Consider the following 24398-nt stretch of genomic DNA (forward strand, 5'->3'; position numbering starts at 1 on the left):
GACGGTTGGACGATTTTTTGTGTATACCTTGCTGTAATTATATCATAATTTCAGCAGAATTCTTAAAGAGAATTTTCACCCGCCGCCCTTCGGGACGTTCGTTCCTAGGCAATCTTCTAGCTGCATCCAGCCCGTACCCGTCCGATAAAGGGTCCTTTCATCGAACGGTTGCAGACAGCACAGCTGGTGTTCCGGCCAAGGCTCACGAATCCCGGTCCGGGGTATGGGGAGAAGGAAAAACATCCTGATGCGGACGCGGTTTCCAGGGGAAAAAGGCATTGGTTCGTGCTTTATACGCTTCAAATTCAGGGTTCCCCTCATATTTAGCCTCGAGCATGGGGATGCCGGAGACCTTGAGGAGCAGAAAAGCGATCAACAGCGGACTGATCAGCCCCCAGAAGCCGGCTGGTGCACCCAGGCCGATGAAAAATATTCCCCACCAGAGCACGACTTCACCGAAATAATTGGGATGCCGGGTGTAACGCCACAATCCTTCCTCGATGATCCGACCGCGGTTGGCCGGATTTTGTTTGAAACGCAGTAATTGCCAGTCACCTATCGCTTCGAACAAAAAGCCGACGGCAAAGAGCGCAAGACCAAGAAAATCGCTCCAGCGGAGATCGGAACCGGGATCGGCAATGGTCAACAGAACTGGAGTGGCGATGAGCAGCACTACTGTCCCCTGAAGCATGTAGATCTGCAGGAAGGCACGCCAGGGGAGGGTTGTTCCCCATTGTTCGCGAAAATTACGGTAACGGTAATCCTCTCCCCGGCCCCGATGGCGGTACCCGATATGGAGGCCGAGGCGCAGGCCCCAGAGAGTGATGAGGATCAGCAGCAACAGGGATCGGAAATGTCCCGTCGCATCAGTGAGCAGCCAGGCGCCCCAACAGGCAATGATAAAGGCCGGCCCATAGGCAATGTCCACCAGGCTGTTGTCCCTGGCCAGCAGACCCACCAGGTACATGCAGCTCATGGTGGCAAGAAGCAGCAGGGCAGCGGTGATGAAAACAGCGGTCATGATCACATTCCTCTCTGAATAGTGGCTATCCGAATATGAATTAATTTCCTGGATCCGTGACGGCTGACGAATTGAACCACGGGTATATGCCTATTCTTCCGTAAAGTAGAGTGGACAGAGTGCCAGGAAGTCAGGGAATGAGAGCCGTTTTTGAATTGGCGCCAAATCACAGTACTCATCAGCAGTTTGAGCAGTTTAAGCAGCTTTTTCACACCCCTGACAGAAGCCATGAGCCGATAAGGTAGGCGGAACCTCCCACCAGGGTGCAAAGCAACGTGCCCCAGGCAATATCGACCACGACAACCGTAATGGGCCAGTCACGGAGGGTGGCCAGATTGGTGAGGTCATAAGTTGCGTAGGTGAAAAAGCCGAACAGGGCGCCGAGCAGGCAGGCCCTGGCCAGTGAGCCAACTTCCAGGGCCGGGCGGACGGCAAAAAAGAGGATGCCGGCAATGTAGATGAAATAAAAGAGAAAGGCGGCGGTCCAGTTGACCTCGGGGCTGAGAAAGGCATGAAGTTGATTCTTGTAGAAATTCCGGGCCACATAGCCCAGCCAGAGCATGTCGATGGCAAAAAAAACAGGGATGGTCAGCAGGTAGAGTTTGATCCAGAAAAAGCCGCTCATGGTCATGCCTCCTCTATCGCAGCAAAACGGTTTCCAAGGCTGGTTTGTTGATCGGCCGAAGAGAAACAGCTCTCAACACATGATCGGACAATAAGGTGAGAGTAGTGGAAAAACAAGCGACTCGTCATTCATTCTTCCCTGGGAAAGGGGTCGAGGCCGGTGAGCATTAACTTTGGCTGCGCAGGCGCAGGTCCAGGGGATGGGGGTGGAGATAATACTGGCCTTGCAGATAGGGTTGCTCGTATTTGCGGACATAATGGTTGAGCAGAGTGATGGGGACGATCAGAGGGACATCACCGCGGTGGTAGGCCTCGATGAGCTCCAGGATTTCCTGTTTTTCGTCGGCTGAGAGCTGCTTTTTGAAGTAACCGAGCACATGGTGCAGGACATTACAGTGTTTTTTCATCGTGGTCCGAACCCTCAGGGTCTCGGCCATGAGTTGGCCGTAGTCGTCATAGGCTGCCTCGAGAGATTCGGGCAGGTTGGCGATGAAGCGCCCCATGCGGCGATAGAGGTCCTGGCTGCGGGCAAGAAAAAGCAGTTTGTGGCGGGTGTGGAAGTCGACCAGGGCTCCTCGGCTGCGCGGTGCGGACAGGAGATCTTGGAAGTGCTTGTAGACAAAGACGCTTTCGATGAAATTTTCCCGGAGTCGCGGATCATTGAGACGGCCATCCTCTTCCACGGGAAGAAGGGGAAAAAAACGGGTGAAGGCCCGGGCAAAAAAACCGCTGCCGCTTCGTTGGGGCATGCCCTTATCCGAATAGACCTTGACCCGATACAGACCGCTGCTGGGGGAGTCTTTCTTGAAAATAAAACCGCAGAGCTTTTCCTGGGCCAGTTCCTGCAGTTTGTCTTCAATCCAGGATTGCATCTGCTCGGTGTGATCAATACCGGAGCGGCTGGTTAACAGGCGCGGGTTGTCGGGATCGCCGACCAGGCGCATGGTTTCCCGGGGAATGGGCAGGCCGCATTCCACCTCCGGGCAGACCGGAACAAACTGCATGTATTGACCGAGGATATCACGGATGAAGTGATTGAGCTGATGCCCGCCGTTGTAGCGGACATTTTCACCAAGCAGGCAGGCACTGACACCGATTTTCAAAGGATCCATCTTTTTCTTTGCTATGGTTTTGTTTTTCCAAGATTATGGAGGGGAATCAGCTTTCGGTTATCTTTCGGTTATGATAAAAAGTGTTATTTGGATCTTGAAATTTTTCCCATTATACATAAAATGACACGCATAGCAATCGGCAAGACCAGTAACACAAATACACAAACAAAAAGGAGAACAACCATGACTGAAGAAAAGATGGACACCTCTGGCTATGGATATGAGTCTATGGTATGGATTCGCGACAAGGACGGCAAGGAGTATGCCTGCTATCTCAAGGATGTGAAAGGGATCAAGGCAAAGGAAGAATTGACGGAAGAAGAAAAATCCAAATGCATGGATGTCAGCCAGATTGTTGGCACTGAGCGCTGGTAAGCATTCTGAAATATCGGCAGTATAAAGGCCTGCCCCCGCAAGGGGGCAGGCCTTTGTGTTTTTTGACCATGGCGTGCAAGGAAATGAACTGCAATGGCAATCTGATTACAGCAAGATATCCCCGCAACAAGCGTCCAGCCGTCACGGATTGAGGCATTGCCCTGTGATCAGAGGTCCTGTGGCGGCCTTCGTTCCGGAATGAATTCGGGATGGGTTTCCGCCTCGTTCCAGTCCGGGGACACATAGAGCTGGCAGTAGCAGGCCCCGAATTCCGCCACATCCGCTTGCCGATAGACACAGGGGCAGAGGATGTCCGCATCCTTCTGGCGATTGCCGCTGGCCAGACGGCACGGACAGGCCATGTAGCCGTACCGGTCCTTGTTGGTCAACAGTCCGCGCAGAAGATCAAAGGTTCTCTCCCGGTCGGGATGGAAAAAGTACCCTTTGGGCTCCTGTACGGCTCGCAACCGGTCGTACAGCTCGTCCACCGCGGTGCGTACCCCGATAGCCTCCTTGATTTTTTGTATCTTGTACCCGGTGATGGGGGCACCATCAACAACAATGGTCGGAAAGGAGCGACGAGGATTGACTCGACCTAATTCCACCAGCAAGGCTTCCTGCTCGTTGCCGGTCAACAGGTCGGCATCGACATATTCATATGCCACCTTAAGGTCATTCAGCATTTTTTTAATGGCCTGGCAATAGGCACAGGTAGTGAGGCTGTAGAGCTTGATTTTTTTGGTTGTCATAAAGCAGCCTTGATTCAATGATTGGGGTGTGAATCGACTTGGGGAAAACCGGCCCCCGGTTTGTCTCGAAAAAAGATCAGAAAGAATGGATTCACCGGAGCGGATGGTGTGCCAAGCAATGGTCCGTTATCCTGGTTTTCATCAAGTATGCCATAGTGCACAGCTACTTTCTGTTGTTGCAAAAGTCAAGAATATCACGCCCAGCGAAGTTTTTTCTCCGGGTTCACCACATCGCAGCCTGTACGGTCGAATTGGTCTGTGGAGACCATCCACGGGACCTGAATCCGTGACGGCTGGACTCTTTTTTGGGATATATCTTGCTGTAGTCAGATTATAATTGCAGTGGAATCCTTGATAATACCCTGCACTAGCCGCTTACGGAACCAGGTGGGGGTATATTAAAAACCGGGAATGCCGATATGCTGGATGCGGATCGCGTTGAGGCCTTCTTCATAGGCCGGCAGAGAGCCTTCCTGGCGATAGAGGCGAAAGGCAAGAGCGTAGGACAGAACCCGGATAGGGTAGTCGCGGGGGAGTGTCTGCAGGTAGGGCTGGATGGTGACAAAATCGGTGGCACCATACTGTTGCATGATGAAGCGCAATCCACCGTTGGCCGGACCGATATTATAGGCGAGCAGACCAAGGAAGAGATCGTTTTTCATCTGACCCAGGTAATACTTGAAGGTTGCGGCGGCAATAAAGCCGTTATGGCGATGATCCATCACCGAGGGGGAGGCGACTCCGAGGTGCCTGCCCGCCTGGATCATCACCACCTCCGGCACCCGGGTGATCTGAAAAAGTCCCTGACCGCCATCGCTGCTTGGCCGCGGCAGAAAGGAGGATTCGGCGGCGGCAATTCCCAAGAGAAGGTCGGGGTCAAGGCCAAAGGCCCGGGCGGCCTGTTCGATATCCTCGCTATAGGGCATGGACCGGTCAATGAGCAATTGCAGTTGGCTGCTGTCGTGACGGCGGTAGGTGGCATAGACCTGATGTGCCAGTGTCCTCCGGCTGGCCTCCTCCTTGCCGCCGACCAGGGTACGGAAATGGCCGAAGGCGTGAAAGAAGTGCCCCTGGATGACAAAAGTTCCCGCCACCAGAGCAATGCCCAGGGCAAGGGCCGCCGGCAACATCAGCGATCTGGCAAGCAGCCACCTGCGCAATCGTTGCCAGAGACTGGTGAACAGGATCGCTGATACGGCAAGGGCCAGTATGCCAAAGGCGAACGGCAGTTGGCTGGTAAGAAACCGGGTCCCGGAAAACCTGTCGGCCCAATAGCCCAGGAGCACCATTATAGCGATGAGTGCCGTGCTGACCAGGCCGACCATTTCCAGGCTGGTGAACAGCAGAAGCTGCCGGGTGTTGCCGGGTTTCTTTTTTGTTCGTGGTCCTTTAATCCTCTTTTTTTTTCCTGTGGCCCGAGGTGGTCGCTTGGCCCGGTTTTCTGGATCAGTCGGAGCCGGTTGTTTTGCGGGCGAAGATTTGGAAAGGGCGACCGGTGTATTATTCATCGAACGAGTTGCTAGGTTGTACGCTCACCTACGGGCATGGTGCTGCTGTAAATACTGCAGGCAGCGGGGGTAATGATCACCGGATTGATCCCGCTGCCCGGTATGCGCTTTCGTGGCCAGGCAGGCACGCTTTTTCACGGAGAGTGCCGGAATAAGATCCGCAAAAGCAATGGAAGTCAGCGCTGCATGTTTCCAGGCCATGCAGTCCTGTGCTTAGACGTGTCTGAATCCGTGACGGCTGGACGCTTTTTTGGATATTTTGCTGTAATCAGGTTATAATTGCAGCTGAATCCTTGGCAATACCTTTCACCAGCCGCCCTTCGGGGCCTTCATCCGCACACCATCTTCATTGCCCGTACCCGTCTGATAAAAGTCTCCTTTCATCAAACGGTCACAGCCAATACAGCTGACGCACGGACGAAGGCTCACGGATCCAGGGCTTGGTCAACGATGACGCATCTGGGTGGGCTTTTCGGCTGGAAGATTGTTCCGAACACCCTCACATGCCGACTGCGAACATGGCCTCGAGGTCGTGACGGGAATAGGCCTGAAAGGCCAGCATGGTTTCGGTTTTGATAATACCTTCAAGCAGCAGCATTTTTTTGGTGACCAGATCAGCCAGATCCTCGTTGGTTTTCACCCGGATAATGGCAACCAGATCATACTTGCCGCTCACTGAATAGACTTCCGATATGCCTGCTATTTCCCGTAACTGTTCGGCCAACGTATTGATTTTGTTGCGTTCCGCATTGATGAGAATAATGGAAGTGACCATTCATGCACCTTACATTGATGAGTTGGCACCGGCTTAGAAAGCAATACCGCATCCTGAATCCGTGACGGCTGGACTCTTTTGTTGGATATATCTTGCTGTACTCAGATTGTAATTGCAGCGGAATTCTTGACAAGACCCTTCACCAGCCGTCCTTCGGGGCGTCCGCTCACGGATCCAGGCGCATGTCGGGATAGATACAGCCAGCGGTGTCATGCGGGTCTTTCCGGTGCCCGCCTGATGGCAGCGGTTTTGGACGCGGACATCATTCGTAGCTAATGCATTCTCCAGGACAGGAGGCGATCGATTCTTCGATGCACGCTGCATCCGTACTGTCGGCGTCAATCACGTATGCTTTGGCATCGTCGGCATTAAAGCCAAAAATGTCCGGACACAGCTCAACACAGACTTCGCAGCCTAAACATTCATCCTGGTCAATGACTACTTGTTTTGCCATGGGAGTTCTCCTTTTTCGGTTGGTATGAACACGTTGTCATCCGTTTTCTCCGGAATGGCAACTGATTGCATGGTGAGACATGAGTTATAATCTGGCACTTTTTAAATCGATGGTCAACTTATATTCGGAAGAATCCTCACCTTGCTGGACAGTGAATCCCAGCTTCTTGCTCAGGGCGATCATGTAGCTGTTTTCAGCCAGCACGGTCCCCCAGACTATCTCCATGCCCCGCTCCCTGGCGATTCTCAGGCACTGGAGCAGCAGTTTGGCGCCAATGCCGGTCCCTTGCCACGGGTCGCCGATCAGCACTGAAAACTCGCCCCGTTTGCCATCCGGTTCACCAACGATATTAGCGATTCCGAGCATCCGTTCCTGGACCTCGCGTTCGTCCAGAGCGACAAAAGCGATTTCGCGGTCGTAGTCAATCTGGGTGAAGCGGGCGAGAATTTCCGGTGAGAGTGTTTTAACGACGCTGAAGAAACGGTAGTAGATGCTGGTGGGAGTGAGCACGTTGAACAGTTCAACAAAAAGCGGGGCATCCTCCGGTTTGATTGGTCGGATAAAGAGCGGTCTCTTCAGGTCGGTAAGATCGTGCCGCTCCAGGTGCTGAGGATAGGGACTGATCACAAGATGGAGATTTGAAGTGCCGCTTTTTGATCGGGCCAGCTTGATCCGGGCATCAACAGCGCAGGGGATGCCGTTTTTGACGATCACTGGATTCATGTCTAACTCGACGATTTCGGGGAAATCGATCACCAGTTGAGAAAGTCGGATCAACAATTCTTCAAGCTTTTCGAGATCGGCAGGCGGGTGACTGCGATAGCCTTTGAGCAGAGGAAGAATGCGGGTTTCTTCCATCATCCGCCGCGCCAGCAGCCGGTTAAGCGGCGGCAGCCCCAGGGCTCGGTCGTTGAGAACCTCGGCAAAGACGCCGCCAGAGCCAAAAAGGAGAACCGGGCCGAAATCAGGGTCGGTATTGCTGCCGATGAGCAGTTCGAAATCGGGGTTGGCCAGATAGGGCTGCAGGGAGACGCCGGTGATTCGGGCTTGCGGATACAGATCCCTGGCTTTGTCCATGATCCGCGCAAAGGCCTGGCGGAGATCCTCTTCGTTGCGCAGGTCGAGCTGAACGCCGCCGACATCGGATTTATGGGTGATATCCGGCGATACCAGCTTCATGGCCAGCGGCATGTCCATTTCTTGTGCCATGGCCACTGCCTCGTCGGCAGAGGTGGCGAGAAGGGTTTCGTTTACAGGAATCCCGTAAGCTGCGAGAATTTTTTTGCTTTGCACCTCCGAGAGCAGGTCGATCTGCTGCTCGAAACATTCATAAATGGTGCGAAAGACAAAATCGCGGTCAAAATACAGGTCTGTGCTCAGCTTGGGCGGCACCTGGGAGAGCAGTTCCTGGTTTCTGGTGTATTCCACCATGTAGAGAAAGGCGCGTACAGCTCGTTCGGGAGTTTCGTAGGTGGGGATATCGGCCTGGTTGAGGATATCGATAGCGCCGGCCATCTGTTTGCCGCCCATCCAGGAGGCAAAGACTGGAAAACGTCTGCGCCGGACCATTTGGGTCAGTGCTTTGGCGACCTCCTCGGGGTCGGTCAGGGCCTGGGGCACCATGATGATTAACACGCCGTCAAACGCTTTGCTCGCCAGACAGATGTCCAGAACTGCACTGAACCGTTCGACAGTGGCGTTGCCGAGAATGTCGATGGGGTTGCCCCTGCTCCAGTAGGATGGCAGAATCTCGTTGAGCTGAGCCATGGTCTCCTCGGGCATCGGCGCCGGTTCCAGGCCGTATTCAGCCAGGGTGTCCGCCGCCATGACCCCGGGGCCACCGCCGTTGGTGATGATAGCCAGTCGCTTTCCCGGAGGACGGGGCTGTTTGGCCAGGAGTTCGGCACAGTCGAAGAGACGGGCCAGAGAGGGTACCCGGACAATTCCCGCCCGTTTGAAAGCAGCGTCATACACCGCGTCTTCGCCGGCCATGGCACCGGTATGGGTGGAAGCAGCACGGGCGCCGGCCTTACTCTTTCCGGCCTTGAGCACGATGATTGGTTTAATGCGGGCAACGGCACGGGCCGCGCTCATGAATTTACGGATATTGGTCAAATTCTCCATGTAGAGCAGGATCGATCGTACCGAGCCGTCATTGCCCAGATAATCGATCAAGTCGCCGAAATCGACATCAAGCATGGAGCCAATGGAGACGAAGTGACTGAAACCGGTGTTTTCCTGGGCTGCCCGGTCGAGAATGAAGGTACAGATAGCTCCACTCTGTGAGATAACCGCCAGGTTGCCTTTTGCCGGCATGCTGCCGGAAAAGGTGGCGTTGAGATGTTTTGCCGGCCGGATGACACCCAGGCAGTTGGGACCAATGATCCGCACCCCGGAACCTTCCACTGCGCCATGGATCTGCTCCTCAATCAGCCTTCCTGCCTCGCCCGATTCCCTGCCCCCGGCGGAGATGATGATCACCCCTCGGGTTCCTGAGCGGACACATTGGCGAACAATGCCCGGGGCCGTGGCTATGGGCGTGGCGATAATGGCCAGATCCGGAGGCGGTTCGATCTCGGCGATGGTGCTGAACGCTTTCAGGCCGTGGACCTGCTCATAGTGGGGGTTCACCGGGTGAATCTTTCCTGAAAAGCCACCTTCGATCAGGTTATTGATCAGCGCCGAGCCAATGGAGCCAGGCTTGTCGTTGGCACCGATCACCGCGACGCTGTTTGGGTTGAAAAGATGATCCATGGCTGACCTCGTCCGTATCTGATGGTGCTTTTGTCGATCTTACCGGGGGCCAGCAAACGGCTGCCTGACCTGGAAACTGGAACCGTTTCCTGAATCCGTGACGGCTGGACTCTGGTTTTGGATATATCTTGCTGTCATCAGCTTATAATTGCAACGGAATCCTTGATAATAACCTTCACTAGCCGCCCTTCGGGGCATTTGCCGGTACCTCATATACCGATAAGCAAGTCGTCGGACAACATGTCAATTCTCTGCAGTGCAGCCTGTCCTTCGTAGATGAAGAGCTGGTCAACACTCAGGTGTTCTGACCCTCTTTGCTGACGACAGAACCGTTCATCAGGGGGGTGAGGAGATACCTTGCAGGGTCAGGCGGCGGGTATTTGTGCAGGTCAATGACGGCACATTTCACTACCCTTTTTTTTCCAGAAGTACAAGTACATTACAGATTTTTTCCTGAACCTTGAATCCGTGACGGCTGGATCTTGTTTTGGCTTTATCTTGCTGTATTCATCTTATAATTGCAGCGGAATCCTTAGCAATACCTTTCACCAGCCGCCCTTCGGGGCATTATCCTTGATCCTGATGCCGCCACCTTGGTACAAAGGATGTTGCGATCCAGGCACACCCTGGTACGCTCTTCAGATGACAAAATGCGGCCAGGGTGCTAATCTTTCCCTTGTCTTTCGTCCACGGCGGCAGCTTCTGCACGAAAAGACGGCAGGTGAGGTGGAAGGCCGGGCAACCATGATCGACGTGGTCAGAGGTGTTGCCGAGGTGACGAAATGAACCAGGGGGGGATAGAGCCGTTTGTGAACGATCACTGGCCCTGTTCCGAATCCTGCGCATTCCTCTCACTGCGGGATTTCCGTGAAAAAAGCGTATATTGTCCTTATGGTGGTCGCGGCTGCCGGACTGTTCTTCGGCTATCGCTCTCTGACCGCCGAAAAACCGATCCATGTCACCGTTGAGACCGTGGCTGTCGGGCCAGTGGAGGCTGTGGTGGCCAATACCCGTGCCGGTTCGGTCAAGGCGCGTCAACGGGCCAATCTGACTCCGGCCATCGGCGGCCGGATCGATACTCTGCATGTCCGCAAGGCTGATATCGTCGAAGCCGGACAGGTGCTGCTCACCTTGTGGAATAAGGATCTGCAGGCAGAACGGCAACTGGCTGCAGCGGAAGCAGCGGCGGTCCAGGCTTCGGCTCGGGAAATCTGTCGCATGGCCGAGCTGGCCGAACGGCAGGCAGACCGTCAGGCCGTTCTCCATCGCAATCGTGTTGTCTCCGAATCCGCCTACGATGAGGCAATGATCTCTGCTCAGGGAAAAAAGGCGGCCTGCGAGGCGGCTACAGCCCGGATTGAGGTGGCGGCTGCCAGGGTGGCGGCTGCCGAGGCCACCCTGGAGCGAACCATTCTCATTGCTCCTTTTGCCGGAATAGTCGCCGAAGTGAACGGTGAGATCGGTGAATACCTGACCCCGTCACCGCCGGGCATCGCCACATTGCCGGCCGTCGATCTCATCAGTATGGACGCGCTGTATGTTGCGGCTCCCATTGACGAGATTGACGCTGCTCAGGTCCGGGAGGGCATGGACGTGCGCATCAGCCTGGATGCCTTTCCCCGGCAGAGTTTCCCGGGGAGGGTGCGGAGTATCGCTCCCTATGTCCTGGAAGTAGCCAAGCAGGCTCGCACAGTCGAGGTTGAAGCCGAGTTTCTTGAAGATGCTGCTCCTGACAACCTCCTTGCCGGCTACAGCGCCGACGTCGAAATCATTCTCGATGCCCGCGGCGAGGTGGTGCGCATTCCCACCGAGGCGGTTCTTCAGGACGGTTTTGTGTATGTGCTCCGTCCGGAAACCCGTCGGGTCGAGCGTCGCCGCATCGAGGCGGGCATTTTCAACTGGAGGTTTACCGAGGTTGTTGCCGGCCTGGATCCTGGTGAATTAGTGGTGACCTCCATTGATCGTCGAGGGCTTGCCGAAGGGGTTCTGGTGGAGGTGGAGAACCACAGTCTGGCAGTGGCAGGGCGATGATTGAATTGCTCGAGGTCAGCCGTATTTTTTCGGTGGGCGGACAGGAAGTGCGGGCTATGGATCAGGTTTCACTGATCATCGAGCCGGGAGAATACCTGTCAGTAATGGGCCCTTCGGGATCGGGCAAGTCAACTCTGCTCAACATTATCGGTCTCCTTGACACTCCCAACAGCGGTACCTATTTCCTGGACGGCGAGGATGTCACCAGCCTCAATGACACCCAACTGGCAGCCATTCGCGGCCGCAAGATCGGGTTCATTTTCCAGTTTTTTCATCTTATCCCCCGTCTCACAGCCCAGCAGAATATTGAATTGCCCCTGCTTCTGGCCGGGGTGCCCCGTCGGGAACGGTCCCGGCGAAGCGATCGTCTGATCGCCGCTTTCGGCCTGGAGGGCAGACAGCATCATCGCCCGGACGAGCTTTCCGGAGGTCAGCGCCAGCGGGTCGCCATAGCCAGGTCGGTGATCAACGAACCCGCGGTACTGCTCGCCGATGAACCCACCGGCAACCTGGATCGCACCGCTGGTGAAGAGATCGTCCAATTGATGGAAGAGCTCAACCGCAATGGGTTGACGCTGATTGTTGTCACCCATGATCCGGAGATCGGTGGCCGGGCCGGCAGACGTATCCGGGTTGTTGACGGGCGGATAGCCGCCGATACAGGCAGGGAGTAGGTCCATGCGGCCCCTGGATGCCATCGCTTTTGCTTTGATCAGTCTGGATGGCAACCGGGTTCGCACCCTGCTCATGCTTCTGGCCATGAGCATCGGGGTGGCGGCTGTCGTTCTGCTCACCGGTGTCGGTAATGGCGCCCGGCTTTACGTAGTTGATCAGTTTGCCTCCCTGGGCACCAATCTGGTGATTGTCATTCCGGGGCGGGCGGAGACCGCATCAGGCACTGCTGCGACCATTGTCGGGGAAACACCCCGTGACCTTACTCTGGGTGATGCCAGGGCTCTGGAAAGGGGTGATCTGGTCCGGCGACTGGCTCCCATCAATATCGGTGAGATGCGTATCAGCTGGCGAGGACGGGAACGGCAGGTGCCGGTGATCGGTTCTACGGCCCCCCTGCTTGAAATTCATCACCTGCGCATGGATCGGGGCTTTTTTCTGCCGGACGAGGATATGGAAATCGCCCGCCCGGTCTGTGTGATCGGGGCCAGGGTCAACCGGGAACTGTTCGGGCGGGAGAATGCTCTGGGTGAACTGGTGCGCTTGGGCGGGTTCCGTTGTCGGGTGATTGGCATCCTTGGTTCCGAGGGTCGCTCTCTGGGACTGGATACCGAAGAAATGGTGATCGTGCCGGTGGCCTTTGCCCAGATGCTGCTCAATACCGAGGGTTTGTTCCGTATTCTCATCGAAGCCAGGGACATGGACGCCATCGACCGATTGCAGCGCTTCATCACCACGACCATCGCCAAACGGCATTACGGTGAGGAGGATGTCACCATTATCACTCAGGACGCGGTCCTGGCCACCTTTGATACCATCTTTGCCGTCCTAACCCTCACCGTGGCCGGAATCGCTGCCATCAGCCTGGTGGTGGCCGGTATCCTGGTCATGAATGTCATGCTCATGGCCGTGAATCAGCGTACCGCCGAGATAGGTCTATGCAAGGCCCTGGGAGCAGGGAAACTCCAGATCATGGTGCTTGTGGTGACCGAAGCGCTGCTGCTTGCAAGCATTGGCGGTCTGATCGGTATCGGGCTCGGTTTTGCCGGTGCCTGGCTGACGGTGCAGTTGTATCCCGCCCTGCAGACCACCCCGCCGCTCTGGGCCATTGGTGCTGCCCTGGGCACGGCCCTGGGGACGGGATTTGTCTTCGCCCTGCTCCCGGCGCGAAGGGCGGCCCGGCTTGATCCGATTCAGGCCCTGGCGCGGCATTGAGATCCGCATGGACATCATCGATCATATCAGGTTCATCACCACCTCCATCCGTGCCAAGCGTCTGCACTCTTTTCTCACCGGGTTAGGGATCGCGGTGGGAATTGCCGCGGTCATTCTGCTTACCTCCATGGGCGAAGGGCTGCAGCGCTATGTTCTCGCTGAGTTCACGCAGTTCGGTACCAACCTGATCGCTGTTACCCCGGGAAAAGTGACCACCATGGGGACTTCGCTGGGGGTGATTGGTTCGGAACGTTTACTCACTCTGGAGGACAGTGAAGCGCTACGCCGGATTCCCGGCGTGGAAGCGGTGGTGCCGGTGGTGCAGGGGAATGCCGAGGTCAAGGCTGAAGGTCGTACGCGAAGGATTACGGTATACGGAGTCGGCCCGGAGATGGACCGGGCTTTTCGCATGCGGGTACAGAGCGGTCGTTTCCTGCCTCCGGACGATCCGCGAACCGCCCGGCCCTTTGTCGTTCTTGGCCATAAAGTCCGGGAGGAACTTTTTCCTGATCGCAATCCTCTGGGAGAGCGGATTCAGGTAGGCAATCAACCGGCCCGGGTGATCGGAGTGATGGAATCCAAGGGACAGGTTCTGGGGTTTGACCTGGACGATACCGTGTTCATCCCAACGGTGCGGGCCCTGGACCTGTTCAATCGGGAGGGTCTGATGGAGATTGATGTCCTCTATCGGGAGGGTGTCGACCCCGAAGAGATAGTGGCCTCCATCAGGCGCCTCCTTGTGCAGCGTCATGGGCAGGAGGATTTCACCATCATCACCCAGCAACAGATGCTCGATGTTCTCGGGTCGATCCTTGGCATGCTGACCGTGGCGGTGGGTGCTTTAGGCGGAATATCCCTGCTGGTGGGTAGTGTCGGCATTTTTACGGTGATGACCATTGCCTTGCGCGAGCGAATCAATGAGATCGGCCTGCTGCGTGCCATAGGGGCCAGGCGGAGCCAAATCCTGCTCTTTTTTCTCCTCGAAGGGACTCTGCTGGCGGCACTTGGCGGAGCAGCCGGGCTGGCCATTGGTCTCTGCTGTGCTTTGATCATCCATACCTTTGTTCCGCTTCTGCCGGTCCATACACCATGGACATTCGTGGTTCTTGCCGAGCTGCTGGCCATGGGGATTGGCATGCTCGCCTCAATCCTGCCCGCCTTGCAGGCGGCTCGTCTCGATCCGCTGGAGGCGCTGCGTTCTGAATAGATCAGGGGCAACGCCCATAAAAGTATGGGCCTGATCCTTTTTCCATTGCGGTCCTTGCCGATATGGACGACAATAATTAACTTGGATCATATTAAACTGCCTAAGGTCATGAGATCGGTCAAATACAGTGTTATCAGAGGAATCCGTTCCATCAAGTACAGCAGATGGCTGAACGGCAGGTTTCCCGGGTTGAGAAACAAGGACCTGTGGAGTGGTAATCGTGCCAGTTTTGCCCGGGCCGGGTTCGTGGGTGCCTTCTGCGCGTTTATACCCATTCCCCTGCAGATGCCGCTGGCCGCCATCGTTTCCTATTATGCCCGCGCCAATATACCCCTTGCCGTTGCCCTGGCCTGGTTGACCAATCCGGTCACCATGTGGCCGATCTGGACCTTTGGCTATCTGGTGGGGGGCTGGGTTCTGGGGAAACCAACCCTGGGTAAGATTGAAGTGACTGAAGGCGTGAACATGTGGGGCTGGATGACGGAAGTGCTGCCGCAGATCTGGCTGCCACTTTGGCTTGGCAACGGTATATTAGGCCTCTTTATCGGCAGTTGGCTCTATCTGGCCATACGTTTTGTCCCCTTACCCCAATTCAATTTTCTCCGCAAAAGAAAGAAACCAGCCTCCAGTCAGGCATCGGAATTATCCCCGAGCCGGGTTGACTCATCGAGGTAAACCAGGGTTCTGCTTCTTTCCTTTCACAGCCTTCATCATTGTACACGTTCACCGGGTGCAGGCAAAAAGCTGCCCGACCTGAGAACGGATACCATCAACAGGTTACTGTCCCGACCTGACTCGATACACAAAATAGACGACCCGGATTCTGTCGGCAAATTCTTCGTTCCCCGGTAAATACAGCTCGGGTTCCGAGACAAATACCTTGCCCCACAACCCTTCTGCCTCGAGGGCATCCAGGATACGCGGGAAATTCTGTTGATACAGTAAATCATCGCGGTGGGTAAAGACGACCAGGCCATTGGGTACGGTCACCCTGACAAACTCGTGCAGCAACTCTCGCAGTGCTTCGATATAGGTCAGGACACCAACACAGTTGACCGCGGCAAACATATTGTCGGTAAACGGCAAGGGGAGCTGCTGCAGGTCAAGGGTCTGTACACTCGTATACACTCCTGTCTGCATGGCCTGTTCAATGGATGCAGACGAGATGTCCGTCCCGATAATGCTCTCGAATCCTTCGTTTTTCAGGGCCCTGCCAGTGAGCCCGGTCCCGCAGCCGGCATCAAAAACCGGCCCCTGGCAGAGGGAATGGGTTGCCAGCAGTCGAGCGGCGTATTGGGGCGCTCGGTAGGTCCATTGATCGAGTGAGGCCTCATAGGTCGGCGCCCACTCGTCGTAATAGGTGGCAACTTCTCTGCTGTCGGTGCTGCCTTGACCCAGCCATGTCGTGTTTTTCTTCAAAACGTTCCTCCCAGGAGTTGTCAGACAGGATCTGCTGGTTTGCGGAAGTATAAGGTTCCCACGTGCAGTGGGCCCCGCAGGGCTCTGTCAGGGCCTGGGCCCGATACCTCGTACCGCTCGGATCGATCCGCTGCCCTCGATGGTCTGGGTGATATGACCTGCGGTGATCACACTGCTCACGGTCCATTCAGCCTCCAATTCATGCTCACTGTAGGTTCCTCGTATGGATTTTTCTACCCGGGAATGGTAGCCATCCGGGCCGCTTTCCTCCCGCAGGTCGTGACCTGTGATCACCCCTCCTTCACCTTTGCCGCTGCCTCCATGGCTCAGGCCATCGGGGTGGGGCGATCCTTCGACCCCTTTGAAGGCCAATTTGTATTCGAGTTCACCGCGGGAGTACACCCGAACCCAGTTTGCGCCGTCGGCTTCGGGATCGGCGGGAAAATTCCACGAGTTGGTACGGAATCGACTTGCATCGACGATTGTTATCTCGCCGGTGGATGAGGTAATGCTCCAGGTACCGAATTTGGCGGTATTGTCGCCGGCCGTTGCGGGTCCGGTGATCAGGACCAGCAACAAACCAAGCCAGGCCGTCATGCTTCTTTTCATGGTGTATCGTTTCCTTCTGCTTGAAAAAGAATTTTTCCTGTCTTGTTGATTGGTCTCCATCCACAAACAAGAGATTCCGGTCCGCATCAAGACACCTTGGTGAAGGTAACCGAGGCCTAGAGCGGCAGAAAAAGTATCTCGAGGAGTATGTGCCGGTGCAACAAGGCGCCAGGGGAACAGAGCCGTTTCTAAACTGACACCCACTATACCACAAGGCGGCAGACTCTGCCACGGTGCTTTAACGTATCTTAATAATTTGATAAATTTCAAGAATTGCTTGAGTGCCGCGGGTCGTAGTTGAGGAAAACCGGAGGCGTTGGGTGAAAAAAGACGGTCTCTTTTGTCTCAATTATTTCATCCTCTGTCCCTGCGAAGCCGGTCGATAGCCGCGGAAATCAACTCTGATTCAGGCGCGTCCGGTTTGATTTTTCTTTCGTGTTCGATCAACCGTTCCACTGTACCGTGATCCCCCATGACCATCTTTGCCAGCCTGTTCTTTAATGCATTGGTCGAGGCGGTTTTTCCTCCATGGATAATCGTATTGAACGCCGAGCGAATTTTTGACCATAAACTGTTCATAAAATTTTCTGATATTTCTTTTGATTATACCGTTTTTCAAGACCTGTTTCCGATAGACTTCGGCACTATTCCCGACGAGGGTACCCTTGATTGAACCACAACAAAAACAGCTTGTCATTATTTCTGCGAGAAACTAGGGTCAAGAAACTAGGGTCAGATCTTGAATCAAGAAAAATTGGAAGAAAAATTGGAAAATTTGGGGTCAGATCTTGAATCATCTGAAAAATGAAATAATTCAAGATTCAAGATCTGACCCTAACTTATTTATTCCTGCTCAATTCTCATACCGACCAGGGGGCAGGACCAGCAGGGCAGCCGTCACGAACCAAGACAACGGCACAGTGAGCAAGAGGACCAGCACAAGGTTTTTCTTCCTCCGAAAGGCCAGGTATGCGTTGACCGGGAAGGCAATAGTGAGGGTGAGGAAAACGCCGGTGGCGATGGCTGTTTCTGCCCAAGGAGTCATTGATCGGGTTCAGTTGTTATTTTTCACGGTGAACATACTTGGCAGTTTTTTTTATGCCTGGGGCCGCATAGCCAAGGTGGAATCAGCAGTTAAAAAAATGAAAAAGTTGTACAGGGGTTGTACAGGCAGCTTTAAAAACAAAAAGCCACCTAGCAAATTGATTGCTAAGTGGCTGTAATTGCTGGTGGACGAGGCGGGATTCGAACCCGCGACCTTTGGCTTCGGAGGCCAACACTCTATCCAGCTGAGCTACCCGTCCTGCTGTTTGCCAAGCGCGGCCCATTCATACCATACTCTTGCCCGGGTTTCCAGCCTAAAACTGCTTTGTCGGTGGGAGGATTGGTTGTGGTTCTATCCGTGGGCGCAGGCAATCGACAGTTCAAGAGGCAGGCTGCGGATTTGGCGAGATCCTGTGTTGTGTGTTCTGTGCACAGTAGCTGGGTCGCTGCGGATGGAGTGTCGGAGAAAAGTCAGGGCTCCTCACCCGAGGCCGAACCTTCTTTGTTGAGGCGATTGATCTGCAGGCCGGCCTCCCAGAGCGCGTCGATGAGTTGCTCAATATTTTCTCCCTGGACTTTAACGGTGACCAACTGGTGTTCTTCGCTGAAGTCGGGATAAACAGTTATCCCCAGGATGGTCATGGCGTTTTTTTTGAAGACCTGCAGCATGGTATAGAAAGTCGCCGGTGCATGGGCGATTTTCATTTCGATCCGTGCCCCGGACTTGCGGGCACCGAGCACTTCGAGAAAAGCATCGAAAATGTTGGTTTCCGTGATGATGCCCACCAATTCTGTTCCCTTGACCACCGGCAGTGCTCCGAATTTATGGGATCGCATCAACAGAGCAGCGTGCTCAAGAGGGGTGGCCGGCTCCACTGTGACTGGTGCTGGGGTCATAACGGATGCAGCTTCGATGCGGCCTGCGTGGTCAAGGGTTTCCGGGCTGATGCTCGGATCGAAAATAGAGGGCATGGCCCTGAACAGATCCTCCCGGCTTATGATACCGACCAGTTTGCCGCCATCGACCACGGGCACGCGTCGAACCCGGTTTTCGCGCATGATCTGTTCTACTTCGATGATAGGTTGTACACTGGTCACGGTAAGGACGTTGCTGGTCATCCACAGCTTGACAAACATAGTGTGACTCCTGAGTTTAATTTTTCAAGGGAATAAGGATAATATCGTTGTTGGTCGAAAGAACGGTATCTTCGTTGGCAGCAGGATTGTGCAGACAAAAACAGATATTTGTTTTGGCAACGGGAAGAATCATACGACTGTTGCCGATTCGTATTTCGGTTCCTGCAAAAACCATGCCTTTGATCGTGATGCGACAGGTAAGGGCGTGGGCGAGCCCGGTATCCGTTGCAGGCATGGTCTCGGGCCGAATCAGGTTAAGTCGAGCCAATTGTCGCTTGTTTTCTTGGAGTTCATCGGCCAGATAGGCCAATTGTTCAGAATCAACCCTTGGCCCGATTTTCATTCTCAGGCGTTTTTCCTGGTACTCCTGGTGAGCGATGATTCGTTGCAGTTCTAAATATTGCTGCCATTGTTGCGGAAACACAGCTGCCGCCAGCAGGGAGGGGTCAGCATTGTTGGAGCCGACGTTTCCAGCGGTAATTGATCCGCCTGACACCAGTTGCGAGGCGATAATCCGTGACGACGGATCGCAGTAGATATCCGTATTGGTATGGAGGCGACAGTAATAAGCATTTTTACGCACAGTGATCGAGCCGTCGGCAATGATGCTGCCGTGTTCGATGAAGGGGATATCCACCTCGCCCCGGGCCCGTATGGCCGCCTGTTCGCCGAGCATTCCTGAGCGGACCACTACATTGCTGTCCGAACGGATTTGTGATTTTTCGACATTGCCATGGATCAGGATATCACCCAGGGCATTGACCTTGAATTTCGGTTTCACCGAGCCTTTGATTTCCAGGGCATTGCGTGAGATGAGGTTGCCGGTTGTAAAATCGACGTCCGTGGCGATGACCTGTCTGGAGCAGACCTTGACGGAATGTTCGGAGACCATGGAAAGAACACCGGCGCGGCCGGCACGGATTTCTCCGGTTGCCGGGTCAAAGACCGCATCATCGGTCACCTTTATGGTGATGTCCCGGCCTGGGGTCTGCGCGACAGTATTGCCGAACAGATCCCGCCCCGGCATCCCCACCGTCGGCGGTACCCTGATGGCGATGACCTGATTTTTATCGACACCGACAAACATGTTGCGCTCGCGGAAATCGATCTCACCGTTGCCCATGACTTTGCCGGGTAAGGGGCCAACTTCCATGGTGAAACGGAGCCAGGCATCCTTGCCCTTCACCGGCAGGGTGCCGAGGGCGATCACTGCCGATCGGACAGACAGCATTCCTGGCGGTGTGTCCAGGCATTGATGAATTACGTTCGGCAGGCGGCCAAATTTGATCCCCTCTTCATCAAGGATGTCCTCGAGAGTCTTCAGGTCAAGTCGGGGATACCCAGGAAAAGGGGGGGTAAGGTAAAGCATGGCCTGCATTTGATCCGCGGACACCTGGATCAGCTTGTCCATACTGACGGTAACCTGCGCCGCTGCCCCCTTTCTTTGTTTAATTAACCTTGGGTAGCCACTGGCCTGGGCCAGAAATCGTTGCTGATGTTGGTTGTCTTCCACAAAGTCGCCAGCGATAAAGGTCTGTTCGACAAGGGGAGGGGCGGTAATTTCCCGGCCAAAAACATCGATCCCCGGTTGCGGTGCCTTTGGCGAGGTCGATTCGACGAGAATGTCGCCAGGCCGGACCAGAGGGGCCAATATCAGGGGCATCTGGCGGATTTCTCCCTTTTCATCCGCTGCATCGATGATCAGGGTGAGAGGCGTGAAACTGGGGCGTATATTTTTGGAGGCCGTAACAGGCGGAGTGCCGGCAGCGAGAAGCATTGAAGTGGGTAGTGCCTCGCCCCGGTCGATACGGAGGGCGGCTACAGCGATGGCGTCGGGGTCCAGGCCGTGGTTGATGCCTTTGTCCGTACACCATTGCTTCAGTTCTTCCCCGGAAGCGATAACAGGGGCGTCACCTTCCGGTTGGCCGTAATGCAGGGTTACGGTCAGCAGGTCAGGAGCAATTCGGATAAAGTATGTGTTGTCGTTCACTCGTTGTGGTGATCATCGAGAAGAGGTTTGTATCAGTTTCCAGGTTTTGCGGTCTTTTGCCGGCATCCGGTGAGCGGTTTGTTCAACGTCTGCCGGGGAGACGAGAAAAGGGTGCCTCAATTTCACTCTGTTTGCTGTTTGAGTTGATCCATATACTCATCCCATTCCACCGGCAAAGAGGATTTTTTTTTGCTATTGCAGTCCTTGCAGCAGGGAACGAGGTTGTCTTTGGTGCTGCGTCCACCCCGGGCCAGAGGGATGACATGATCCATGGTCAGGTTCTGGAAGCCCACTTTTCGACCACAGTACCAGCAGGTTCCAGTAGAGGTTTTCAGCTGCCACCAGCGGCTGCGGCGCAGGGATCTGGCTTTATTGCGCTCGGCTCGGATCAGGGCATCATCGATGCTGTCAAGGCCGAAGTACTCGCTGTTCACCTGACCATCTCTCTCTGGAGGATGTGGCGTGCCCGGCCGATCAGGTACAGGGATCCGGCCACACAGGCGAGATCATCATCTTCCATAATCGTCACTGCTCTTTCCAGAGCCTCCTCCACGGTCTCGGCGCAGCTGCATTTGGCCTGTTTCGTTATGGATAGCTGCGCCCGGAGATCGGCGGGATCGGCAAACCGGTTTGATTTGGTCCGGGTGAAAATCACGGTTGCTGCCAGTTCAATCAGGGAGGCCAGGGCAGAGGTCAGCTGTTTGTCGGCCATATTCCCCCAGATAAGCAACAGTTTCTGCCGAGGGTAGCCGGTGGTCAAGGCCTGCTGCAGGGCGAGTACACCGGCTTGATTATGGGCACCGTCAAGGAGGAAGCGTTTGTTGCCGGTGTGGTGCCGCCAGGTGCAGATTTCCATCCGTCCGGGCCAGCTGACCTGCCGCAGGCCTGCGGTCAATGCTTGTCGGGAAACCGGAAAGGTGTTGTCTACAAGTTCCAGGGCTGCAAGAGCAAGGCTGGTGTTGATGGCCTGATGTGGACCTGCAAGCCCCTGCGGTAGAGTCCAGCCAGGGGGACCGGCCATGGGATGATACACAAAAGAGTTGTCTTTTGCGTGGTGGCCGGAAAAATCACGGTCAAGGAGGTAGAGAGGGCTCTGCTGCTCGCGGCAGCGCTGCTCGATCACCGGCAGGGCAGGGGTCGCTCGCCCGGAAAAAACCACCGGTACTCCAGGTTTGATGATTCCAGCTTTTTCGCCGGCGATTGCCTCCAGGCTCGTCCCCAGATACTGCTCATGATCGTATTCGATATCAGTGAGGACGGTGATCAGGGGGGATACCACGTTGGTGGCGTCGAGTCGCCCTCCCATACCGGTTTCGAGGATCACGATTTCGGTGTCCTGTTCCGCAAACCAGAGCAGGGCGAGCAGGGTGGTGCATTCGAAATAGGTAGGTTGCCTGTCGCCGGCAACGGCGCGCACCTTATCCATCAGACGGGCAAAATCCTCCTCGGTGATGTAGGCATCGCCGATGCGGAAGCGTTCGCGGACCGAAATGAGATGAGGGGAAGAATAAAAACCGGTGCGGTAACCGGCTGTGGTGAGAATCGACAGCAGGGTGGCCCCCACCGAACCTTTGCCATTGGTCCCGGCGATGTGAATGATGGCCATTTTTTGTTGTGGATCCCCCAGATCAGCCAACAGTTCTGCCGTGGTTTCCAGGCCCAGTTTGATCTTGAAGAGTTGAAGCCGGTCCAGATATGCGGTTGCTTGCTGATAGTTCACGGCATGAGCCAGGGGCAGGTGGTGCCAAGGCAACCCTTTTCGGGACGGTGGATACGCAAGTCGACGGGGTGGTTCACTCCAGGGGCTCCAGGCGGGCGTAATCGAGGTGGAGGATTTTACCGCCATGGCGATCGAAGAGTATCTCGACCCGTCGCGGCCCGGGTATAGAGGTGACCCGACCGACTCCGAAGATGGCATGGCTGACCCGCATACCTTCCCGATAGACTGTACGGGCTGATTGCACCCTGGCCACCTTCTGGCATCTGTCCGAGGGCTCTTTCCGGAAAGGGTTGTGTGTCTTTGGTACGGCGGTGGCTCCGGCATTGCCGATGCTGTTGTACAGGCCGGGGCTGATTTCCTGGAGAAAGGGTGACATGGTCACCCGTCGGTGTTGGCGTTCCGGCGTGACAAGTTCCCGGGGATAGGTGAGGAAGAGCTGCTGTTTGGCTCGGGTCGCGGCAACATACAGGAGCCGTCGTTCCTCTTCCCACTGCTCTCCGGGCATGACGTTCTGGTGCGGGAAGCGCCCTTCGGCTAGGCCCATGACAAAGACCGTGTCCCATTCCAGTCCTTTGGCCGAATGGATGGTGGAGAGAATGAGCCGGCTCCCGCTCGAGGCGGCCTGGGCAGCCGTGCTCTCCGGCGGATCCAGGGCCGTATCGTCAACAAAAGACTGCAGGTCTCCGTACCCGGCGATCAGCGCCTTGATCTGGTCGAGGTCCTTACGCCGTTTGGGATAATCGTCGTAGTACATCTTTTCGAACACCGGTTCGTAGTAGGCCATCGCCAGATCATACTGTTGCGAGGGGGTCAGAACAGGGTCGTTGAGACGCAGCAGAGTGTCGGTCAACTGTTCGAACTGGCTTTTCCAGGCCGGGCCAGGCTGGTAGGTCGTCAACTTGGTAAGAGGTGTGTCGGAATCTCTGATGCTGTGCAGGATCTTCTGAACCGTCTTGGGGCCGACTTTGTCCAGTTGGAGCAGGATACGGTTCCAGGAGAGATGGTCCCAGGGATTGATGAGGACCCGAAAAAAGGAGAGCAGATCCTTGATGTGGGCCGACTCGGTCAATTTGAGGCCGCCGCGTTTATCAAAGTCGATGCCGTGGCTTGCCAGTTCGATCTCCAACTTGTAGGAATGATAGCCGGAGCGAAAGAGAACCGCCATTTCGTGCAGAGGGAGGTCATCCTGTTGTCGCTGTTTGATCTGGTCAACGATAAAACGGGCCTCAGCGGTTTCATTGGTGGCAACCACCATCCGTGGGCGGATGTGGCCGACGGCGCTGGTGAACAGCGTTTTGGTGAATTTTTTTTCCGCCCGGGCAATGATGGCATTGGTCAGTTCAAGAATGGGCTGAGTGGAGCGATAATTTTCTTCAAGCTTGACAATCTTGGTGCCTGGAAAGTGTTCGGCAAAGCGGAGTATATTGGTGAAGTCAGCGCCTCGAAAACTGTAAATAGACTGAGCATCGTCGCCCACGGCCATGACATTGCTGTGCCGGTACGCCAGCAGTTGAACGATTTCAGCCTGCAGGCGGTTGGTGTCCTGGTATTCATCGACCAGGATGTAGCGAAAACGGTCGGACAGTTCCTCTCTGGCCTGGTCGGACTGCTGCAGCAATTGCTGCCAGCGGAGGAGCAGGTCGTCGTAATCCAGCAGGCCGTGATCGCGTTTGAATTGCTGGTAATGCTCACGAATTTTGTAGAAATCTTCGATGAATTCAGTGAGGTGGATATGCTCACGATAGACAAGTTCTTCAATGGAGGCCGATTTATTGACCGTTCCGGAGAGTAGATTGACGATGACCCGCTTCGAGGGAAACCGTTTCCCCGCGCCGGCCATGCCCAGTGAAGATTTGATCAGGTTGACGATCCCCTCGGCGTCGGCGCGGTCGATAATGGTGAAGTTGGCTGTCAGACCCAGATGATGTCCGTGGCGACGGAGCAGGATGTTGGCGGTGGCGTGAAAGGTCCCGCCCATCACC

25 protein-coding genes and 1 tRNA gene are annotated in these 24398 nt (G+C 55.3%); 7 read left to right on the plus strand and 19 right to left on the minus strand.

Translation table 11 applies throughout. The features are described from left to right. Positions 1 to 202 precede the first annotated feature (202 nt). The 3 genes from JWG43_RS11950 to JWG43_RS11960 form a co-directional block, all read right to left on the minus strand. A complete protein-coding gene (locus tag JWG43_RS11950; protein WP_205243165.1) occupies positions 203 to 1021 on the minus strand; it encodes a DUF1295 domain-containing protein in 819 nt (272 codons plus the stop codon). Positions 1022 to 1229: 208 nt separating this feature from the next. Next, positions 1230 to 1646 carry a DUF2177 family protein gene (locus tag JWG43_RS11955; RefSeq protein ID WP_205243166.1) on the minus strand — a complete coding sequence of 139 codons (417 nt, stop codon included), beginning with the start codon at positions 1644 to 1646 and terminating at the stop codon, positions 1230 to 1232. Positions 1647 to 1812: 166 nt separating this feature from the next. Continuing rightward, on the minus strand, positions 1813 to 2757 hold the full coding sequence (locus tag JWG43_RS11960; RefSeq protein ID WP_205243167.1) for a YbgA family protein: 945 nt from the start codon (positions 2755 to 2757) through the stop codon (positions 1813 to 1815). A gap of 183 nt (positions 2758 to 2940) precedes the next feature. Here JWG43_RS11960 and JWG43_RS11965 point away from each other — a divergent pair, with 183 nt between their 5' ends. Next, positions 2941 to 3132: a hypothetical protein gene (locus JWG43_RS11965; protein WP_205243168.1), complete on the plus strand. Its 192-nt coding sequence runs from the start codon at positions 2941 to 2943 to the stop codon at positions 3130 to 3132. Positions 3133 to 3299: 167 nt separating this feature from the next. Here JWG43_RS11965 and JWG43_RS19930 read toward each other — a convergent pair whose 3' ends face one another. From JWG43_RS19930 to JWG43_RS11995, 6 genes are all read right to left on the minus strand, one after another. Further along, positions 3300 to 3881 carry a ferredoxin-thioredoxin reductase catalytic domain-containing protein gene (locus JWG43_RS19930; protein ID WP_205243169.1) on the minus strand — a complete coding sequence of 194 codons (582 nt, stop codon included), beginning with the start codon at positions 3879 to 3881 and terminating at the stop codon, positions 3300 to 3302. Positions 3882 to 4279: 398 nt separating this feature from the next. Then, positions 4280 to 5389 (minus strand): lytic transglycosylase domain-containing protein, encoded by a 1110-nt coding sequence (locus JWG43_RS11975; RefSeq protein WP_205243170.1) that lies wholly within the window; start codon positions 5387 to 5389, stop codon positions 4280 to 4282. 24 nt (positions 5390 to 5413) lie between these two features. Then, a complete protein-coding gene (locus JWG43_RS11980) occupies positions 5414 to 5590 on the minus strand; it encodes a hypothetical protein (RefSeq protein ID WP_205243171.1) in 177 nt (58 codons plus the stop codon). A gap of 298 nt (positions 5591 to 5888) precedes the next feature. Next, positions 5889 to 6164: an Lrp/AsnC family transcriptional regulator gene (locus JWG43_RS11985; protein WP_205243172.1), complete on the minus strand. Its 276-nt coding sequence runs from the start codon at positions 6162 to 6164 to the stop codon at positions 5889 to 5891. A 262-nt stretch (positions 6165 to 6426) separates the two neighbouring features. Further along, entirely contained in the window at positions 6427 to 6618 is a 192-nt protein-coding gene (locus tag JWG43_RS11990; RefSeq protein WP_205243173.1) for a ferredoxin, read from the minus strand. An 84-nt stretch (positions 6619 to 6702) separates the two neighbouring features. After that, positions 6703 to 9372, minus strand: a complete 2670-nt coding sequence (locus tag JWG43_RS11995; RefSeq protein WP_205243174.1) for a bifunctional acetate--CoA ligase family protein/GNAT family N-acetyltransferase — start codon at positions 9370 to 9372, stop codon at positions 6703 to 6705. Between the two features lie 642 nt (positions 9373 to 10014). Between JWG43_RS11995 and JWG43_RS12000 the strand changes: the two genes are divergently transcribed. From JWG43_RS12000 to JWG43_RS12025, 6 genes are all read left to right on the plus strand, one after another. Then, the gene (locus JWG43_RS12000; protein WP_205243175.1) at positions 10015 to 10158 is read left to right on the plus strand and encodes a hypothetical protein; all 144 of its coding nucleotides are present in this window, start codon (positions 10015 to 10017) and stop codon (positions 10156 to 10158) included. Between the two features lie 81 nt (positions 10159 to 10239). Next, on the plus strand, positions 10240 to 11403 hold the full coding sequence (locus JWG43_RS12005) for an efflux RND transporter periplasmic adaptor subunit (protein WP_338033263.1): 1164 nt from the start codon (positions 10240 to 10242) through the stop codon (positions 11401 to 11403). Beyond that, a complete protein-coding gene (locus JWG43_RS12010; protein WP_205243176.1) occupies positions 11400 to 12077 on the plus strand; it encodes an ABC transporter ATP-binding protein in 678 nt (225 codons plus the stop codon). The genes JWG43_RS12005 and JWG43_RS12010 overlap by 4 nt, the downstream gene beginning before the upstream one ends. A 4-nt stretch (positions 12078 to 12081) precedes the next feature. Continuing rightward, positions 12082 to 13290 carry an ABC transporter permease gene (locus JWG43_RS12015; protein ID WP_205243177.1) on the plus strand — a complete coding sequence of 403 codons (1209 nt, stop codon included), beginning with the start codon at positions 12082 to 12084 and terminating at the stop codon, positions 13288 to 13290. A gap of 7 nt (positions 13291 to 13297) precedes the next feature. After that, positions 13298 to 14497 carry an ABC transporter permease gene (locus JWG43_RS12020; RefSeq protein ID WP_205243178.1) on the plus strand — a complete coding sequence of 400 codons (1200 nt, stop codon included), beginning with the start codon at positions 13298 to 13300 and terminating at the stop codon, positions 14495 to 14497. Between the two features lie 108 nt (positions 14498 to 14605). Next, positions 14606 to 15172, plus strand: coding sequence for a DUF2062 domain-containing protein (locus JWG43_RS12025; protein ID WP_205243179.1), 567 nt, complete (start codon positions 14606 to 14608; stop codon positions 15170 to 15172). Between the two features lie 102 nt (positions 15173 to 15274). On the opposite strand, the gene JWG43_RS12030 is transcribed toward JWG43_RS12025, so the two are convergent. The 10 genes from JWG43_RS12030 to JWG43_RS12075 all read right to left on the minus strand — a co-directional run. Then, the gene (locus tag JWG43_RS12030; protein ID WP_205243180.1) at positions 15275 to 15916 is read right to left on the minus strand and encodes a class I SAM-dependent DNA methyltransferase; all 642 of its coding nucleotides are present in this window, start codon (positions 15914 to 15916) and stop codon (positions 15275 to 15277) included. Positions 15917 to 16003: 87 nt separating this feature from the next. Continuing rightward, complete coding sequence (locus JWG43_RS12035) at positions 16004 to 16525, minus strand: hypothetical protein (RefSeq protein WP_205243181.1); 522 nt, start codon at positions 16523 to 16525, stop codon at positions 16004 to 16006. Positions 16526 to 16879: 354 nt separating this feature from the next. Further along, positions 16880 to 17104, minus strand: coding sequence for a hypothetical protein (locus JWG43_RS12040; protein WP_205243182.1), 225 nt, complete (start codon positions 17102 to 17104; stop codon positions 16880 to 16882). Positions 17105 to 17378: 274 nt separating this feature from the next. Beyond that, entirely contained in the window at positions 17379 to 17570 is a 192-nt protein-coding gene (locus JWG43_RS12045) for a hypothetical protein (RefSeq protein ID WP_205243183.1), read from the minus strand. Between the two features lie 182 nt (positions 17571 to 17752). Further along, a tRNA-Arg gene (locus JWG43_RS12050) sits at positions 17753 to 17829 on the minus strand. 211 nt (positions 17830 to 18040) lie between these two features. Next, a complete protein-coding gene (locus JWG43_RS12055; protein WP_205243184.1) occupies positions 18041 to 18706 on the minus strand; it encodes a CBS and ACT domain-containing protein in 666 nt (221 codons plus the stop codon). 16 nt (positions 18707 to 18722) lie between these two features. Continuing rightward, positions 18723 to 20696 carry a flagellar assembly protein A gene (locus tag JWG43_RS12060; RefSeq protein ID WP_205243185.1) on the minus strand — a complete coding sequence of 658 codons (1974 nt, stop codon included), beginning with the start codon at positions 20694 to 20696 and terminating at the stop codon, positions 18723 to 18725. A gap of 122 nt (positions 20697 to 20818) precedes the next feature. After that, entirely contained in the window at positions 20819 to 21130 is a 312-nt protein-coding gene (locus JWG43_RS12065; RefSeq protein ID WP_205243186.1) for an HNH endonuclease, read from the minus strand. After that, entirely contained in the window at positions 21127 to 22542 is a 1416-nt protein-coding gene (locus JWG43_RS12070; protein WP_240193549.1) for a bifunctional folylpolyglutamate synthase/dihydrofolate synthase, read from the minus strand. The genes JWG43_RS12065 and JWG43_RS12070 overlap by 4 nt, the downstream gene beginning before the upstream one ends. Next, on the minus strand, positions 22490 to 24398 hold a 1909-nt coding region (locus JWG43_RS12075), incomplete at its 5' end, for an ATP-dependent helicase (RefSeq protein WP_205243187.1). The genes JWG43_RS12070 and JWG43_RS12075, both read right to left, overlap by 53 nt.

The organism is Desulfobulbus alkaliphilus, assembly GCF_016918545.1.
Lineage (GTDB): Bacteria > Desulfobacterota > Desulfobulbia > Desulfobulbales > Desulfobulbaceae > Desulfobulbus > Desulfobulbus alkaliphilus.

Coding starts and splice junctions, on each gene's coding strand:
- JWG43_RS11950 (WP_205243165.1), bottom strand. CDS start 1,021: ATGACCGCTGTTTTCATCACCGCTGCCCTGCTGCTTCTTGCCACCATG.
- JWG43_RS11955 (WP_205243166.1), bottom strand. CDS start 1,646: ATGAGCGGCTTTTTCTGGATCAAACTCTACCTGCTGACCATCCCTGTT.
- JWG43_RS11960 (WP_205243167.1), bottom strand. CDS start 2,757: ATGGATCCTTTGAAAATCGGTGTCAGTGCCTGCCTGCTTGGTGAAAAT.
- JWG43_RS11965 (WP_205243168.1), top strand. CDS start 2,941: ATGACTGAAGAAAAGATGGACACCTCTGGCTATGGATATGAGTCTATG.
- JWG43_RS19930 (WP_205243169.1), bottom strand. CDS start 3,881: ATGACAACCAAAAAAATCAAGCTCTACAGCCTCACTACCTGTGCCTAT.
- JWG43_RS11975 (WP_205243170.1), bottom strand. CDS start 5,389: ATGAATAATACACCGGTCGCCCTTTCCAAATCTTCGCCCGCAAAACAA.
- JWG43_RS11980 (WP_205243171.1), bottom strand. CDS start 5,590: ATGGCCTGGAAACATGCAGCGCTGACTTCCATTGCTTTTGCGGATCTT.
- JWG43_RS11985 (WP_205243172.1), bottom strand. CDS start 6,164: ATGGTCACTTCCATTATTCTCATCAATGCGGAACGCAACAAAATCAAT.
- JWG43_RS11990 (WP_205243173.1), bottom strand. CDS start 6,618: ATGGCAAAACAAGTAGTCATTGACCAGGATGAATGTTTAGGCTGCGAA.
- JWG43_RS11995 (WP_205243174.1), bottom strand. CDS start 9,372: ATGGATCATCTTTTCAACCCAAACAGCGTCGCGGTGATCGGTGCCAAC.
- JWG43_RS12000 (WP_205243175.1), top strand. CDS start 10,015: ATGACAAAATGCGGCCAGGGTGCTAATCTTTCCCTTGTCTTTCGTCCA.
- JWG43_RS12010 (WP_205243176.1), top strand. CDS start 11,400: ATGATTGAATTGCTCGAGGTCAGCCGTATTTTTTCGGTGGGCGGACAG.
- JWG43_RS12015 (WP_205243177.1), top strand. CDS start 12,082: ATGCGGCCCCTGGATGCCATCGCTTTTGCTTTGATCAGTCTGGATGGC.
- JWG43_RS12020 (WP_205243178.1), top strand. CDS start 13,298: ATGGACATCATCGATCATATCAGGTTCATCACCACCTCCATCCGTGCC.
- JWG43_RS12025 (WP_205243179.1), top strand. CDS start 14,606: ATGAGATCGGTCAAATACAGTGTTATCAGAGGAATCCGTTCCATCAAG.
- JWG43_RS12035 (WP_205243181.1), bottom strand. CDS start 16,525: ATGAAAAGAAGCATGACGGCCTGGCTTGGTTTGTTGCTGGTCCTGATC.
- JWG43_RS12040 (WP_205243182.1), bottom strand. CDS start 17,104: ATGAACAGTTTATGGTCAAAAATTCGCTCGGCGTTCAATACGATTATC.
- JWG43_RS12045 (WP_205243183.1), bottom strand. CDS start 17,570: ATGACTCCTTGGGCAGAAACAGCCATCGCCACCGGCGTTTTCCTCACC.
- JWG43_RS12055 (WP_205243184.1), bottom strand. CDS start 18,706: ATGTTTGTCAAGCTGTGGATGACCAGCAACGTCCTTACCGTGACCAGT.
- JWG43_RS12070 (WP_240193549.1), bottom strand. CDS start 22,542: ATGGCGGTAAAATCCTCCACCTCGATTACGCCCGCCTGGAGCCCCTGG.